Here is a 16,530-nt window from a genome sequence, read left to right as displayed (position 1 = left end):
TCCGGATTGATCGGCAAGGCCCAAACTCGACTACATTTCCCCGGAAGACAAGAGCCAACTCATAACCCATGGATCCGATGAAAAAATGTCAGCTTTGATTGTAGGGCTGAAAGAAAGTAATAATTCTTGGGATCAGATAGAAGTGGAAGTGAGATGGAAGATATGAATCATTGTTGGAAAGGCCGCATTGTCACGAATCCGGAAGTTTTGACGAGGAAGCCGGTGATTGCCGGAGCGCGTATTTCGGCAGAATTGGTACTGGATTGCCTTGCATCCAGCTGGAGCGTAACAGAGTTTATCGAAAACTATCCGCATATTTCACAGGAAGATGTGTTGGCGGCTTTGGCGTTTGTTGCGGTTGGTGATATTGAATAAGATTTTCAAATAATGAGTTTATCAATATGAAATATCTTGCACATACTGAAAATACTGAGGGTAAACCCCACATACTTAGCGAGCATCTTCTTTCGGTTGGTGAGTTAGCTTGCGATTTTGCGAAAAATAACAATTCCGACTTGTGTGAAGCAGCTTACTGGACTGGTTTGCTGCATGATCTCGGTAAGTATCGCGATGAGTTCCAGCAATACTTGCGAGCCGAACGGAATAGCAGCGCCGAAACACATCATGCGGTATATGGCGCGGCGTTGGCTTATCGGCAGGAATGGCTTGGCCCCGCATTTGCTGTTGCTGGTCATCATGCCGGACTACATGACCATAATGAATTGCTAGCACTGGTAGAAGGTGCGACATACCGAACGACGGAACGAGTTCCACAACTCGTGGATAGATTTAAGGCGGAATTGGGTGAAATTCCCCAAAAAATCACAGAGCCGTCTTTTGTTGCCAAGGTACATAGTGAACACAGCGCAGAGTTCTATATTCGAATGCTGTTCTCGATGCTGGTTGATGCTGACTTTCTTGATACCGAGGCGCACTACAAGGCTGTGCCGAGAATAACCCACAAGCTTCAAGCCATCGAATTGCTTCGTCTGGTGATTGCGGAGAAGGAAAGCAAGACGAGCGACGGCAAACTCAATGCCATACGCAACCGCATATTCCAGCAATGCTTAGACAAGGCGCAAGAACCACCAGGTGTCTTCTCGCTGACCGTGCCAACTGGAGGGGGCAAAACGCTGGCGGGAATGGCTTTCGCCTTGGCTCATGCCGCTCAACCCCTGCATCAGCTTCGGCGGATTATCGTTGTCATCCCTTATCTTTCAATCATCGAACAGAATGCAGCCCAATACCGGCGCATCCTTGATCCGGAAAACCTTGGCATCGTCATTGAACATCATTCCGCCGTGAATGTGCCGGAGGATACCGGCGAATCGCGGTCGCGCGCCCCCTTTGAGAAACACCCAAACGAATACGCGGCGGAAAACTGGGATGCGCCTATCATCGTCACAACCTCGGTGCAGTTCATCGAATCGCTGTTTGCAAACCGCACCTCACGCTGCCGCAAGCTCCACAACATCGCCCATTCGGTGGTAATTTTCGACGAGGTGCAAACTTTGCCATCACACCTGCTCAATCCCTTGCTCAGTGTGTTTCGGGAGTTGCGCGACAACTACGGCGTCAGCTTCGTATTCTCGACGGCGACCCAACCCGCGTTCCAGCATAACCCCTCGTCGCTCACCGAAGGCTTCAAAAAAGGCGAGATTCAGGAAATAACGGAGGGCAATACCGAGGAAAACTTTCACAGCTTGCGGCGCGTGTTCATTCAGCCGCCGAAGCCTAATGAAACCACTGGATGGGACGCGTTAGCCGAACAAATGGCGCAGCCTGAACAAGCCTTGTGCATCGTCAACATTCGCCGCCACGCTTACGATTTGTGGGAGAAACTGCGCCGCACCGTTCCACAGGAAGAAAAAGACGCGGTGTTTCATCTATCATCGGCTATGTGCGCCGAACACCGCTTTGCCATACTCGGAGATGATCGCGAACCGGAGCCCGATACCATTCGTTACCGTCTGCGCCACAAACTGCCCTGCCGACTTGTTTCAACACAGTTGATCGAGGCGGGTGTGGATGTTGATTTCCCCATAGTCTGGCGCTCGCTCGGCCCGCTTGATTCCATTGTACAAGCCGCTGGTCGTTGCAACCGGGAGAGCCGCTTGCAAGATGAAGCAGGAAATCCGGTACTGGGTAAGGTTATTGTTTTCCAGCCCGAAGATAACACATTGCCACAAGGCGTGTACCGAACTGCCTCCGACATCACGGCTGCGTTGCTTGCACAAGTTGAGGCCAACACACTGGCAACCGATCACACGCTGTTTAGACGATATTTCGATCAGCTTTATCAGCTTGTCCCAACCGACCAAAAAACCAGCATCCAGGGCGAGCGGGAAAAACTGCATTTCCGCAAAGTCGCGGAATTGGCAAAAGTCATTGATAACGATACTCAGGCAGTCATCGTGCCATATGGCAAAGGGTGCAACATCATCGAAGAAATTCGTATGCGTCCGGTTATCAAAGGCCAACCGCGCTTCAGTCGTGACGATTTGAGAAAGCTGCAACGCTATATGGTCAATCTGCATTCTCGCGATTTTCAGAAGCTTGGAATTTACAAAGCAATCTCGCCGCTACTACCCAATCTTGAAATCTATGTGTTAGCCGAGGGTTGGTATCATCCCAACCTTGGCATTGTTATTGATAAACGCCCGACGGAGGATTTTTTTGTATGAGCGACAACATTATCAACATCCGTGTTTGGGGTGATCACGCTTGCTTTACTCGACCGGAAATGAAGGTTGAGCGCGTGAGCTATCCCGTTATGACACCTTCCGCCGCGCGCGGTGCACTAGAAGCGATTTTCTGGGAACCGGAAATCTATTACCTGATTGACTCGATACATATCATCCAGCGAGGTCGCTGGTTTTCCTTTCGGCGCAATGAAGTCATCAGCGTTATCAGCTTGGATAACGTAAAAACATGGATGAAATCGCCGGATAAGGTTTCTCCGATACGCGCAGGCGGTGGCGCTGAGGATGGCACCCAGCGCAATATGCTTGCGCTGGCCGATGTCGAATATCTCATCACCGCCGAAGTACATCTAAGTGAAATCGGCAAAAGGAGGGGCCATAAACTTAATGTTTATCGGGATGAAATCGAACGGCGGGCAAAAGGCGGCAAGTGCTTCCATCGCCCCTATCTGGGTATCCGCGAATTTTCCGCCGATTTTGATTGGGAGCGTGATGTCATAAATACGATCGAACAGCGCGCAGCGGAACTGGGCAAGAATTTGAAAAGTGCTTGGCCTGAAGAAGAATTGGGGCTAATGTTGTACGATGTTTTTGACCACGAGCAGCGCACACAAGGCTTCCGCTGGTTAAACGAAGAAGAGCAGAAAAAACCACAGAAGAAAAAATCCGTTCCCAAGTGGGAAGGTTTGCTGGTCAAACCTGAAGCAGTTTTCTTCCAGGCGAATATCAAGGACGCCAAACTGGATTGTCACCCGCAACGTATCCGTATGACTCGTAATTATGTCACTGGAGCATAGCAATGCTATTAAAGCTACTTTACGATTTCGCGCACTCCCGTAAGCTATTGGGAGATTTAGCCTTCGCACCGAAAGCGGTGCGATGGATTATTCCACTGGATAACGAAGGTAATCTGATTGGTTCAGGCTTACAAGAAAGTACTGGTGATAAGAATCGTGGTAAGGAATATTCTGCGCCACAAACCAGTCAGTCAAAAAATGCGGGCGGTATTGCAGAATTTCTGGCAGATAACCTGATTGGTATTTTTGGTCTTGATACTAACCCAGAAAAGGATAAGAACAACGATAAAAAGCGCGAAGATCGCGATACAAACAACGCGGCAAAATATGAGGACTTTTGGCGCCAAATTCAGCAGGCATTCGATGACACTCAGCTCCCCGCATTAAGCGCCATGCTGCAATTCCGCAAGCGCACACAAGGTATTCCTCCATTTTTGCGCTGGGGTGTCAGCCAAGAGCCTAAACCAGGTGAGAAACCAAACTGGTGGCTGACAACGGCCTCAGGCAATGAAACAAAAATCGGCCCCGACAACTTTACGTTTCAAGTTAATGGCCACCTACTTCTCGACGATGAGGCCACACTTCGACCTTACTGGCGCAGGGTTTATCAAAAAGAGATTGAGACTGCCAAAACTAAAGCAAGACCGGGAATCTGTCTAATTACGGGCAATGGCAATGCACCCATTGCCGCTACTCATACGCCCAAAATCCAGGGCATCCCTAATACCCAGTCGTTTGGTGCTGCAATCGTCTCTTTTGATAAATCAGCTTTTGCTTCCTACGGTTTCGATCAAAGCCATAACGCACCGGTTTCTATGAAAGCGGTTTCTGCATATTGCAATGCACTCAAGTTCTTGCTTACTCAAAACGATCACAACCTCCGAATAGGACAAACAAGCGTCTGTTTCTGGGCACGAGAAGCTAAGGAGGCATCTAGTTTCTTTGCGAAAATGCTTAATCGCCCTGATCCGGCCAGTGTATCCGTATTCCTAAAATCACCTTGGACTGGTATTGATCGAGAGCAAGCCAGGCACGATCAGTTTTACAGCGTTACTCTTTCCGGCAATGCAGGCCGCATAGTTGTGCGCCACTGGATGCAAACTACTCTCGAAGCGGCGCGCGAACACCTGCGGAGCTGGTTCGATGATCTTGATATTGTTACTTATGGAAATGCCACTCCTCAGGCAAACCGAAAGCAAAAAACCAAAACCGATAATGGCGAAGCAGACATTGGAATGCCGCCATTGGCGCTATATCGTCTGGCCTGCACCACCGTGCGCGAAGCCAAGGACTTGCAGGCGGAAACACTCGGCCAGCTTTATCGCGCTTCGCTTGAAGGCATCGCACCTTCACAAATGCTGCTCAGGCCGATACTGAATCGTTTGGATGCCGACCTTTGCCGGTTTGGCGTGGGTATCTTGGAAACGCCCATTTCCGGCAAAACCATACGGGCAATCTCTGATTCTAATACGCCGATCCCGCCGCCCGGACAATCGCGCATGGCGCTGCTCAGAATAATCTTGAATCGCAACATAAAGGAAGAGGAACCCATGATAGAACCAACAGTTTTTGAAACATCCGACCCCGCCTACAACTGTGGGCGGCTGCTGGCAATCTTCGACGACCTTCAGATGCAGGCGCACGACTACAAGCTCGAAGGCGCGGGTGTGGTCGAGCGTTATTACGGCTCGGCATCTTCTGCGCCGAACAGTGCATTCGGCATCCTCTGGCGGCTTCATCAGCACCACTTGAGAAAAATTTCTCGGAATGGCGATTCCGGCAAACGGGCCGCAGAGGCGATCAAGCGAAGGATCGGCGATATTGCGGCGCTCTTTCCACAGCCTGCACCTAACCTACCGCCACAGTTTCCTCGCACGTTCAGCCTGCAAGAGCAAGGACGTTTCGCGCTCGGTTTCTACCAGCAAATGGCGGCACGGAGAGCCGCCATTGACGAGTATCGAAGGAAGAAAAATTCGGGTGAATTGAAACCGGAAGAAATGGATGCTGAATTAGAACTTGCCGATGACGTGCAAACAACCAACCCAACATAGGAGACAAACATGAGCGATACCCCTTTGACCAACCGCCACGATTTTTTGATGCTGTTTGAAGTGACCAACGGCAACCCGAATGGCGATCCCGATGCAGGTAATATGCCGCGGCTCGACCCGAACACGAATCGTGGAATTGTCTCAGACGTATGCCTGAAGCGCAAAGTTAGAAATTTTGTTGAACAATTTCCGCCCGTGCGTACTGCAAGCGATGCCGATGCTAAGACCAACGGTTTCAATATTCTCATCAAGCAAGGTACGGTGATCGAGACAGAGCAAAAGAAAGGAATCGAAGCGGCCAAGGCGAAGGAAAAGGATAAAGACAAACAGGCAGAGGCGGCGATGAGATGGTTATGCCGGGAGTTTTATGATGTCCGTACTTTTGGTGGGGTGCTTTCTACCGGTAACGACATCATGAAAGGCTCAGCGTGGGGGCAGGTGCGCGGGCCGATCCAGTTCACCTTCGGCCAATCTTTTCATCCGATTACTCCGCTCGAAATTACCATTACTCGTTGCGCTGTGACCAAGGAAGAAGATAAAGCGAAGGAGCGTACAATGGGCAATAAGCATATTGTTCCGTATGCGCTTTATGTCGCAAAAGGCTATGTTTCTCCCGCTTTTGCTGAACGTACTGGTTTTACGCAAACAGATCTTGATGTGCTATTCGAAGCTTTGTTACAGATGTTCGAACATGATCGTTCAGCAGCACGTGGTGAAATGGTAGTGCGCGGTCTTTTTGACTTTGAACATATCGGCACACAACATGAGAATAATGGGGAACAAAACAAACGCGAAGCTCGCTTGGGCTGTGCCCATGCACATAAGCTTTTTGAAGGCATCAAGGTAGAATTAACGGAAGAAGCGAAAATCAAGGGTTTCCCTGAATCATTTGCCGATTATCAGGTGACTTGCGAATGGACGAATGAAAACCTACCGAAAGGTGTTAAATTGCATAAAAAGCACGACTAATAGCAAGAGGAACAAAATGACTCAAAGCGATACCTCTAACGAAGAAATCCTGTTGCACCAGATGGTGGAAACTATCGTCCGTGAAGTTTCCCCGGAGACAATTATCCTCTTCGGCTCGCGGGCGCGCGGTGATTCACGGCCTGACTCCGACGTTGATTTGCTCATCGTTGAAACCAAGCCGTTCTCGCTGCAACGCAGCCGCAGGAAGGAGGCAGCGCGCTTGTATATCGCATTAAAGAGATTGAATATATCCAAGGATATTCTGCTCTACAGCCGGGATGAATTCGAGCGTTGGAAAAATTCTTCGAACCATGTGATTGGCCGGGCGGTACGTGAGGGAAAAGTGTTATACAACCAACCTTAGATGGCATATTTGATCAAATAACTATTTTGCAAGGCTAAGTGCTTGAGTAACGACGATCCAATCAATGTTTCGGCTCTAAATCAATATGCTTATTGCCCGCGCCGCTGCGGTCTGATTTATCTGGAAAGCGAGTTTTCAGACAATATCCATACGGCACGCGGTACAGCCGAGCATGAACGCGCCGATCAATCGGGATGGGTGATTACCAAAGAAGGTGCGCGTGCAGAATATGCTTTGCCGATATGGTCGGATCGGCTGGGATTGGTGGGTAAATGCGATGTGGTTGAGTTCTGGCTAGATGGTGGCGTATATCCGGTGGAGTACAAACATGGTGCCCGCAAGAAATGGCTGAATGACGATCTGCAACTTGCCGCACAGGCAATCTGTCTGGAAGAAATGACCAGCAAACCGGTGACGCATGGCGCGATTTATCATCACACTTCCCGTCGCCGCCGTGAAGTTGCTATAACCGATTCGTTGCGTCAGCAGGTTGAGGAAACCGTGCAAGCTGTGCGCGCTTTGCTGATCAGTGATCAATTACCGCCACCAGTCAATGATGCGCGCTGCAAGGAATGTTCGATGAAAGAGATTTGTCAGCCGGAAGCATTGGCGGATAAAACTCACCAACACGAAATATTGACCGAATTATTTAACGTGGATTAGCAGTGTCATGTATCAAATCCTTAACACACTCTACATTATGACTCCCAATGCCTATGCGCACTTGGAAAATGGCACTTTGCGCATAGACGTGGAACGCCAGAAAAAACTTCAGGTGCCGTTGCACCATCTAGGCACGGTGGTTTGCTTTGGCAATATCATGATTTCCCCGGCGTTGATGCATCGTTGCGCCGATGACAGCATCAGTTTGGTATTGCTGGATACTAATGGACGGTTTAAAGCACGATTGGAAGGCGCGGTAAGTGGGAATATTTTGTTGCGCCAGGCGCAGCACCGCAAAGCGGCAGAGGAGCCGTTCGCATTAGCGATAGCCAAAGCGGTGATTGCCGGAAAGTTACGTAATAGCCGCCGGGTTCTGCTGCGCGGGGCTCGCGAAGCGACTGACGAGCAAGATCAGAAAATGCTCGGTATCGCTGCCGAAGCATTGGCCAATTCCATACGGAATCTGGCGGTAGCTGCCGACCTGGATGTGGTACGCGGCGTTGAAGGCGATGCTGCCAAAGTCTATTTTTCATCATTGCCGAGTTTGGTACGGCGCAATATCCGCGAGCATTTCACGATGGATGGACGGACGCGCAGACCGCCGCGTGATCGATTTAATGCTTTGTTATCATTTCTTTATTCCATGGTGATGAACGATTGTCGCTCAGCGCTTGAAAGTGTCGGTCTGGACCCACAGTTGGGCTTTCTGCATACGGTGCGGCCCGGCAGAGCAGCGCTGGCACTTGATTTGATGGAGGAATTTCGTTCCATGCTGGCAGACCGCCTTGCATTAACACTGATCAATCGCGGTCAAATCACCGAGCGCAATTTGCAGATACGTGAAGGCGGCGCGGTGTATCTGGAGAATAACGCGCGAAAAATCGTCGTGACAGCCTATCAGGAGCGAAAACAGGAAGAAATCACGCATCCTTTACTGAATGCTAAAGTACCGTTCGGATTATTGCCACAGCTCCAAGCGCGTTTCATGGCGCGCGCTATCCGAGGGGATATGGACGGATACATCCCTTTTCTGGTGAAATAATTATGTTGATTATTGTGACGTATGATGTTTCAACAGAAACCAAGGAAGGCCGCAAAAGATTGCGGCGCATTGCCAAAATATGCGAAGGAATCGGGCAACGCGTTCAGAAGTCGGTGTTTGAGTGCAAAGTCAGTCTGATGCAATACGAAGAACTGGAGCGCAGATTGCTGGCAGAAATTGACGAGAAAGAAGACAATCTCCGGCTGTATCGTTTGACGGAGCCAGTCGATTTGCACGTCAAGGAGTACGGAAAATTCAAAGCCATCGATTTTGATGGATCACTGATTGCTTAAATGCGCGAATCACAAGCAACCACAAAATCCCGGTCAGTTCGCGGAGTTTATAACAAGTTGAATATATAGAATATTTCATTGATCATGTTCATAATCCCATCACAAAGTTGCCTCCATAATCATCAGTCCGCGCATTTACAAAAAATTTCTTTGTTGTATGATCAAGTTGCAGCTGTACTGTAGCGCCCGGCCATACTGCCGGGCGAGGATTGAAACCGGTGAGCGTTGTTTTGTTGAGGTTGACGAATGGCGTAGCGCCCGGCCATACTGCCGGGCGAGGATTGAAACTTCAACAATCGCCTTTACAGTAGATGTTGTGCTGGTGTAGCGCCCGGCCATACTGCCGGGCGAGGATTGAAACGATAATTGAGCATTGTATTCATCAGTTATTTTATGTAGCGCCCGGCCATACTGCCGGGCGAGGATTGAAACACGGGATCGGTAAGCATCATAGAATCATCAGCCGAAGTAGCGCCCGGCCATACTGCCGGGCGAGGATTGAAACAATACTCAAATAAGAAAAAAATATCATATAAGGTGTAGCGCCCGGCCATACTGCCGGGCGAGGATTGAAACACGGAAGTGGTAAGAGCGCAGCAGCCATAGCAAGGGTAGCGCCCGGCCATACTGCCGGGCGAGGATTGAAACTCGTTTTTCATTAGCTGCCAAACTTCATCGGCTTGTAGCGCCCGGCCATACTGCCGGGCGAGGATTGAAACACTTGTTGGGCGGCCATCAAAGAATGGCTGTAATGTAGCGCCCGGCCATACTGCCGGGCGAGGATTGAAACCCCGGAAACGCTATCAGGAAAAAGCGCTTTTGGGGTAGCGCCCGGCCATACTGCCGGGCGAGGATTGAAACCATTGCTGCGAGCGCAAAATGAGAACCACTTCCGAGTAGCGCCCGGCCATACTGCCGGGCGAGGATTGAAACATCAATCTGCAGTGGTTGCCAAAAACCATCAAGAGTAGCGCCCGGCCATACTGCCGGGCGAGGATTGAAACTTTCCAATGCAACGGTAATGTGGAATGAGCAGGAAGTAGCGCCCGGCCATACTGCCGGGCGAGGATTGAAACCCAGTTACACGTAGTTTTCGTGAATTAGGGGTAGGTAGCGCCCGGCCATACTGCCGGGCGAGGATTGAAACTACAGTGCTCACGAATCCAGTTAACCCTGCTGTTAGTAGCGCCCGGCCATACTGCCGGGCGAGGATTGAAACTGAAATTAAAGCTTGATGAGCAAGGGCATGTGGTAGGTAGCGCCCGGCCATACTGCCGGGCGAGGATTGAAACTTGAGTTTGTTTGTGTATAGGAGATTTTTAAAATGTAGCGCCCGGCCATACTGCCGGGCGAGGATTGAAACAGATTATCCTGAGTACGGTTCAAATCGGCATACTTGTAGCGCCCGGCCATACTGCCGGGCGAGGATTGAAACAGCAAAGAAGACGAATTTAGCTTGCTCTGTTACAAGTAGCGCCCGGCCATACTGCCGGGCGAGGATTGAAACTACAGTAAATTTAGAAATTGAAGCAATTATTTTAGGTAGCGCCCGGCCATACTGCCGGGCGAGGATTGAAACTGTAATATACGAATTGAACGTCCATTTTTAGTTTGTAGCGCCCGGCCATACTGCCGGGCGAGGATTGAAACTAATGTCAAACAATATATCAGCGTTCAGATTAATGTAGCGCCCGGCCATACTGCCGGGCGAGGATTGAAACATGGTATCGAGGCTGGTAATGGTATCGAGGCTGGTGTAGCGCCCGGCCATACTGCCGGGCGAGGATTGAAACTTGTATAAGCGCGACAGTCAAAGGCAATGGCAGAGTAGCGCCCGGCCATACTGCCGGGCGAGGATTGAAACCTGTATACCAAGCGGAGGCCAGATAATGACTAGAGTAGCGCCCGGCCATACTGCCGGGCGAGGATTGAAACTCAAATTCGCGGGGTTAAAAATTGATAAAAATAATGTAGCGCCCGGCCATACTGCCGGGCGAGGATTGAAACAGATTCACGCATTGCGGATTAGAAGAACCTGTCGCGTAGCGCCCGGCCATACTGCCGGGCGAGGATTGAAACTGTTCAATGAAATGGCAGGATATCAATTTTGAACGGTAGCGCCCGGCCATACTGCCGGGCGAGGATTGAAACAACAGTAATCTGGGAAACCCGGTAACAGACACAAGTAGCGCCCGGCCATACTGCCGGGCGAGGATTGAAACTTATTGGTCACTTCTGCAAATCCTTTGATATCTCGTAGCGCCCGGCCATACTGCCGGGCGAGGATTGAAACCTCTCTACAATCAGCAATACAAGGAATAACGACAGTAGCGCCCGGCCATACTGCCGGGCGAGGATTGAAACATATTAGTTTTTACCCATGCCGCATCTGTTAAATCGTAGCGCCCGGCCATACTGCCGGGCGAGGATTGAAACTGAGAATGGTAGCTCGAATTTGAATGTGACATAGCCTTTCTATAGCCTAGGCCTTACCCCTGGGTTTTCTTGCATACCTTCGGCTCTGAATAGCTTGCTAATCATCAGTCTTCTTTGATTTCAGGATCGACACTGCAGTTTGATATTTCTCATCTGTTTCTTCAATAAAAGAACCATCAAACATGATCCCTTTCTTTTCTAATAAATTGTTATAAGCTACTTCAAGGCAATCAAGCACGGAATAATTAAAAACCCTGGCTAAGGCAGCCAAATAAATAAACAAATAACCCATGTTGGCTTTAATATCTTCACGCATTAATATATTTCTATTCAGTCCTCCCAGGTATTGAGTTGCCGTCATCATCACGAACCTACGGTTAACTATTCGCTTATCAGTTATCGCTTCAGCGTTGATAACACAGTCATTCAGATTAATATTTCGCATTCGGCAGATTATTACCATTTGAATTACGCACTTGCCTATACCATCGCGGCAGTCTCCATTTTGATTTAAGCAGCTTATGAGCTCTCCGTATTCTGCTGTTAACTTTAAAACTTCAGTTTTTAAATCTGATCCTCTCAGCATATTTGAGTCTTCCGCCCAAGTAATGACTTTCAATATAAGCCCATCCATTCATAAATCTCCTGATATTTATATACTTCTCGTGAATCAAAAACTGGTTTAAGTCAGTGCGGCATGGTTATGAATATAATAGAATTCTGATATGTCATCCCATGACCAGCTCACTGCACAAGAAATTGCCGATTTAGAAGTGGCGCACCGTCAAACTTTAGACAAGCGTTATGCTGACCGGCTAAAAACCGTCTACCTGTTAGGAAAAGGTTGGTCGGTTACTCAAGTGGCTGAAGCTCTCATGCTTGATCGGGAAACCGTGCGTAATCACTATAAGCGTTATCGCAAGGGAGGTTTGTCTGCGCTACAGAAGTTTGAGGTTGGCGGTAGCGAGTCTTTTCTGAATGAGCTACAGAGGCAAGCATTGGATCAGCATTTACATAAAAATCTGTATTTGACTGGCAAAGAAATCGCGCATTATGTTGAACAAGCCTGGGGTGTCTCCTGCAGCGAAAGCGGCATAACCCAATTATTATGCCGAATGGGCTATGTCTATAAAAAGCCAAAGCTGGTGCCGGGTAAGGCTGATGCCAAAAAACAACGCGCCTTTGTGGAATGCCATGAAGCACTCAAGGCAAGCAAAGCACCTGAAGACCCCATTTATTTCATGGATGCCACTCATCCCCATCATAATCCGGTAGCTGGTTACGGATGGATCAAACGCGGTCAGGATCATGAAATTCGGAGTAATACCGGTCGGCAGCGCTTGAATATTAATGGCGCGATTAATACGGTTAGTCTGCAAGCCATTGTGCGCTCTGATGACACCATCAATGCACCATCGACTATCCAACTGCTTCAGCAAATCGAGGCACATCATCCAGCAGCATGTATTTACATTATTTGTGACAATGCACGTTATTATCGATCCCAACTGATCAGTGACTATCTCACCGACTCAAAAATAAAACTCGTATTTTTGCCGCCATACGCACCCAATCTGAACTTGATTGAACGTTATTGGAAGTTTTTCAAGAAAAAAATTCTGTATGGTCGCTACTATGAAACTTTTTCACTTTTCAAAAGCACTTGCGAAGCTTTTTTCACAACATCGGATCATTACAAGGCAGAATTACGCACACTATTAACTGATAATTCCCAAATCATTGGTAGCGCCTGAGTGCCGAAATTTCATGTGCGATGAGTATACATGGTTATGAACTTTCCTCGGCGCGCTGCTTTTGCTCTGCCCTTTCCCACAGGTTGCCCAGGCACTACGAATTGGATTTCATTCATTTCCCCAACACCTCCGCAGCTAATCATCAAAAAATCAGCTTTACCTGCAACATGCTCATAGCATTATGCGGCTCATCTATCCTCAAATCCAGGATTAGCCGAAAATATGACACCCAAACTCGCTCCGAACGCTTCACACATTTCCGTATACGATGCAAATTGCTTTTTGCTCAGCTGAGTTGTTGAGATAACCACGGTTGTGCCATCCGGCATTTCGATCCACTTACTAACCATCTCACCGTTTTTAGTCTCGACCTGATCGGGCATAATGTGACGTTTGCAGTACTCGTGCCAGATATCAGCGTTGTATTGCCGACCGTTGCTAAAAGCCTGCTCTGATATTTCAGTCATTCGCTTCCAGTAGTAAGCATTCTGGTCGAGACCACGTTGCTTAACCTGTTCGCTTATCACTACTTGAATGGGATTTTCCTCATCAACAGGCAAATTCATGATCTTGGTCGCAAGAATTTCTTTCTGACGTTCGGAAACAATCAGCGTTGAGAATTTGGGTATCTTTGGACGCGTTATCATCGTTTCCTCCATTGCTCAATCACTTCCTCAGCCTGCATCCGCGTTTCAATCAATTTCTGTTTATCCTGATAAGCCATTCCATACCGCCAGTCATGATCACGCTTAAAACGATTAAAAATGATCATAAACTGCCTTCTATCCTTTGCTTCATCCACAATCGCCATGCTGCTGCAATAATCACATTGGAAAATAATGCTGCTGTCTTGGGCGAAGATTATCATTTGCTCAGATACTTTATTAAGTTTACTTTTCCGTTAACAGCAACATTGCACAGGTAAAAGAAACTAAAAGGCCCAACAATAAAGGAGCCAGCACTACTCCATCGCCAGTAACTATAAAAAACACGAATAGCAACAAAGAAATTACTAATGAAATAATCAAAATGCGTTTTGTCATATCAATACCTTTTTAATTAACTTATTAATAAATGAAATAATATTCCCCAGTAATTTTTCCTCCCTTCCTTAATTCTTTCTTAGTTTTAATCAAACTTCATATCTGCTCTTTTCCTTGCCCTCAGCTCATTCTGATTTGATCTGCAAGTAAGTCGCCGAATGTTTCGCGCCAGTTCTGAATGCACCGAAATTTATATTCCCTGGTAATACACGACTCAATGAAGTCAGCGACTTCCTTAACTGCCGGTGCGCGGTATTGTTCTTTCACTCCATCAATCCTGACTCAAATATTTACGAGCGCTACTACATCGCCTTGCCGATGATGGCAAAGTGATACCACATACCCGCCAAATAATGAACAGAGAATCCAAGATAAACACATAGAGAAGCTTCCTGTTCTGCCTATGCCACTATGCAATTTGCTTGTTGTTTTTTTCTGGAATAACAAGCGATAACTTGGCCAATCCAGCCTCGGCATTGCAAAGCTGCAGCAGTTTTTCACTTGATGCCGAACCTTCCCTATAGGGAGCAACCCAGACACATGCTTTGCGGTCAATCTGCCCTTTTCAACCGCTTCCATGATCACATGCTCACGACCATGAGGATCATGGCCAAGCGATGGCGACCACTGCACCGGCGCACCCGCATCACGTGATTTCGCGCAACGATCCTTGTATGCCTCGATAAATGCCATCCGTGCCTGAACCGTGTCCCCTGCCTCGATCAGCTTGTACGCAACCCCAAATGCTTCGGCCATTTCCTCGGCCCAGACAACCGATCCGGATTCATCCTTCGAAATCATGGCCAAGCTTCTTCCGGGCCAGGGCGACCGTCGTCAATCCTTAAAATCACATCAGCAATTGCCCGGTAACCGTTGCGTCTCTAACCGGTTCAGCACCGTATCGAATGAAATTGGCTTCTCAGTATGCGTTCCAAGTTTCTCGGGTAATCGGTTCTTCGGATTTTTTTGCTGGCGGAGTACCGTAGTCCTGTTCCTGTTCTTGGCTTCGAAGGGGCTTCCGAGGGGCTTGTGTTTTTCACCTCCATTTCAAGGCAAATTGCTGGCTATATTTTATATAAGCCTATGTTTCATAGTTGTTTATGGCATCTTTTGCAGCTCTTTTTTAAGACCTGCAATACGGTTATCACCAAGTTTCAATGATTCGCCGATCTGGTATATCGCCATTTAGTAACGAAAACCGTCTCGGAAGGCTCGTGATATTCGCAAAAAACCACTTCTGTGCTTCCGTATCACCTCTCATTTTCTTGCCGGTTTCACCTACCCAAAATTAAGGTGAGACAATTCCGTATTCGCGCATTTTTGTTACCTATTCTTCATAGGACACTGCTAGTTCTTGCATAACTTCCTGCAATTTATTGATTAATGTCTGTACGTGATCTGGAGGAATTACAATTACCTGATCCTCGTTTCCATAATCCCTTCTTGTCTAATAACAATGTTATTAATGGAATTGATATACACAGCAGTAGCATTCACTCTAGAAATACATACTGAATCATCTGTCCATTTGAAGTCTTCGCTCATTTTTTTAAATTTCCTTTTTGTGTTATGCGCAACTGACATAGGTGCACGGATATAAAGTTATCACTAATAAAAATCCAGTGCGCTAAAGGTGAAATGAAAAACGAACCTTGATTGACAATAAAAAAACCCAGTGAGTCTGAGTGAATACCGACACACTGGGTCAAAGGAAAAAAGAAACAATAGGAGCTACAAAAATCACCCGGAAAGCAAAAAGAGGAAGAATGCAATCCGGGCAAAGGACACAAGTTTTTCAGGGAGAAACTTGTGATTGATATATTACTTGATAATCTGCTTTATTGCAAATGATTTTCATTCTCATTATTAATTAAAAGAATTAACCCCAAATTTTCCATTAGAGGAATTTTCTAATGGAAGCCATTAGAATAAGTTGAGACCTTTGCAAAAACATAACTTTACCTGAAGCGTATTCAGTTCAGATTTTTTTGTGAGCAATGAAGTACTTTTTGTAAGCTTTTCGCAAAAATTCCAGGGATAATCGCTTCAAACCGATCATTATCGGATTAGATGGGCGGATTATTCCCATGATTGTGCCTGTATCTGCTTGTCGACATACAATTTTGGCAATCTTTTCAGGTTGTAGGCTATGGCTTGTAAAATATGCCAAGCATGTGCTTTGGCGTTACCGCGATAACGCAGTACCTTGGATCCGAACCATCGTGTCTGGCTGCCGAAGGTTCGTTCTACCACGTAGCGAACTTTGGCAATCAGGCTATTGCGTTGTAATTGTCGTTGCGTTAGTGGTTTGTTCTTGACCGCTTTATCCTGGATGCCGTTTTTTATGCCGCGTGACTTCAAGGCATCATGATGCTTTTGGCTGCAGTAAGCTTTGTCCGCACGAACGCGAGTGCCG

The 16,530-nt window shown here is 47.7% G+C and carries 15 protein-coding genes and 1 CRISPR repeat array; of the genes, 10 read left to right on the top strand and 5 right to left on the bottom strand.

Going from position 1 to position 16,530, the window contains the following annotated elements; translation table 11 throughout:
• Positions 1-162: 162 nt before the first annotated feature.
• From BM021_RS03340 to cas2, 9 genes are read left to right on the top strand one after another with little or no spacing between them, the layout of a single operon-like run.
• Positions 163-375 (top strand): DUF433 domain-containing protein, encoded by a 213-nt coding sequence (locus BM021_RS03340; protein ID WP_090718998.1) that lies wholly within the window; start codon positions 163-165, stop codon positions 373-375.
• Positions 376-401: 26 nt separating this feature from the next.
• Positions 402-2,684, top strand: a complete 2,283-nt coding sequence (locus BM021_RS03335) for a CRISPR-associated helicase/endonuclease Cas3 (RefSeq protein WP_090718875.1) — start codon at positions 402-404, stop codon at positions 2,682-2,684.
• Positions 2,681-3,499, top strand: coding sequence for a type I-C CRISPR-associated protein Cas5c (gene cas5c, locus BM021_RS03330; protein ID WP_090718873.1), 819 nt, complete (start codon positions 2,681-2,683; stop codon positions 3,497-3,499). Before BM021_RS03335 ends, cas5c begins: the two co-directional genes overlap by 4 nt.
• Before the next feature lie 2 nt (positions 3,500-3,501).
• The gene (gene cas8c / locus BM021_RS03325; protein WP_090718871.1) at positions 3,502-5,550 is read left to right on the top strand and encodes a type I-C CRISPR-associated protein Cas8c/Csd1; all 2,049 of its coding nucleotides are present in this window, start codon (positions 3,502-3,504) and stop codon (positions 5,548-5,550) included.
• Between the two features lie 9 nt (positions 5,551-5,559).
• Positions 5,560-6,519 (top strand): type I-C CRISPR-associated protein Cas7/Csd2, encoded by a 960-nt coding sequence (gene cas7c, locus BM021_RS03320; protein ID WP_090718869.1) that lies wholly within the window; start codon positions 5,560-5,562, stop codon positions 6,517-6,519.
• Positions 6,520-6,535: 16 nt separating this feature from the next.
• A complete protein-coding gene (locus BM021_RS03315; protein WP_090718867.1) occupies positions 6,536-6,883 on the top strand; it encodes a nucleotidyltransferase domain-containing protein in 348 nt (115 codons plus the stop codon).
• A 42-nt stretch (positions 6,884-6,925) separates the two neighbouring features.
• On the top strand, positions 6,926-7,546 hold the full coding sequence (gene cas4, locus BM021_RS03310) for a CRISPR-associated protein Cas4 (RefSeq protein WP_090718865.1): 621 nt from the start codon (positions 6,926-6,928) through the stop codon (positions 7,544-7,546).
• Positions 7,547-7,553: 7 nt separating this feature from the next.
• Positions 7,554-8,588, top strand: a complete 1,035-nt coding sequence (gene cas1c, locus BM021_RS03305; RefSeq protein WP_090718863.1) for a type I-C CRISPR-associated endonuclease Cas1c — start codon at positions 7,554-7,556, stop codon at positions 8,586-8,588.
• 2 nt (positions 8,589-8,590) lie between these two features.
• Entirely contained in the window at positions 8,591-8,881 is a 291-nt protein-coding gene (gene cas2, locus BM021_RS03300; RefSeq protein WP_090718861.1) for a CRISPR-associated endonuclease Cas2, read from the top strand.
• Positions 8,882-9,060: 179 nt separating this feature from the next.
• A CRISPR array of direct repeats spans positions 9,061-11,317; the repeat unit is 37 nt; unit sequence GTAGCGCCCGGCCATACTGCCGGGCGAGGATTGAAAC.
• Positions 11,318-11,414: 97 nt separating this feature from the next.
• Here the strand turns inward: cas2 and BM021_RS03295 are convergent.
• Positions 11,415-11,951, bottom strand: coding sequence for a nucleoside triphosphate pyrophosphohydrolase family protein (locus BM021_RS03295; protein ID WP_090718859.1), 537 nt, complete (start codon positions 11,949-11,951; stop codon positions 11,415-11,417).
• A gap of 91 nt (positions 11,952-12,042) precedes the next feature.
• On the opposite strand from BM021_RS03295, the gene BM021_RS03290 reads away from it, so the two are divergent.
• Positions 12,043-13,071, top strand: a complete 1,029-nt coding sequence (locus tag BM021_RS03290) for an IS630 family transposase (RefSeq protein WP_090718857.1) — start codon at positions 12,043-12,045, stop codon at positions 13,069-13,071.
• A 188-nt stretch (positions 13,072-13,259) separates the two neighbouring features.
• On the opposite strand, the gene BM021_RS03285 is transcribed toward BM021_RS03290, so the two are convergent.
• The 4 genes from BM021_RS03285 to BM021_RS03270 form a co-directional block, all read right to left on the bottom strand.
• Positions 13,260-13,718, bottom strand: a complete 459-nt coding sequence (locus BM021_RS03285; RefSeq protein WP_177186285.1) for a recombination protein NinB — start codon at positions 13,716-13,718, stop codon at positions 13,260-13,262.
• Positions 13,715-13,882, bottom strand: a complete 168-nt coding sequence (locus BM021_RS03280; RefSeq protein WP_177186284.1) for a hypothetical protein — start codon at positions 13,880-13,882, stop codon at positions 13,715-13,717. The genes BM021_RS03285 and BM021_RS03280 overlap by 4 nt, the downstream gene beginning before the upstream one ends.
• Before the next feature lie 514 nt (positions 13,883-14,396).
• Positions 14,397-14,915 carry a hypothetical protein gene (locus BM021_RS03275; RefSeq protein ID WP_090718851.1) on the bottom strand — a complete coding sequence of 173 codons (519 nt, stop codon included), beginning with the start codon at positions 14,913-14,915 and terminating at the stop codon, positions 14,397-14,399.
• A 1,278-nt stretch (positions 14,916-16,193) separates the two neighbouring features.
• A partial coding sequence (locus BM021_RS03270; RefSeq protein ID WP_143074283.1) for a transposase occupies positions 16,194-16,530 on the bottom strand: 337 nt, incomplete at its 5' end.

The sequence above is a fragment of the Nitrosomonas sp. Nm166 genome (assembly GCF_900112825.1).
In the GTDB taxonomy this organism is placed as follows: domain Bacteria; phylum Pseudomonadota; class Gammaproteobacteria; order Burkholderiales; family Nitrosomonadaceae; genus Nitrosomonas.
The sequence above is the reverse complement of the archived record's forward strand: the minus strand, read 5'-3'. Positions and strand labels throughout refer to the sequence as shown.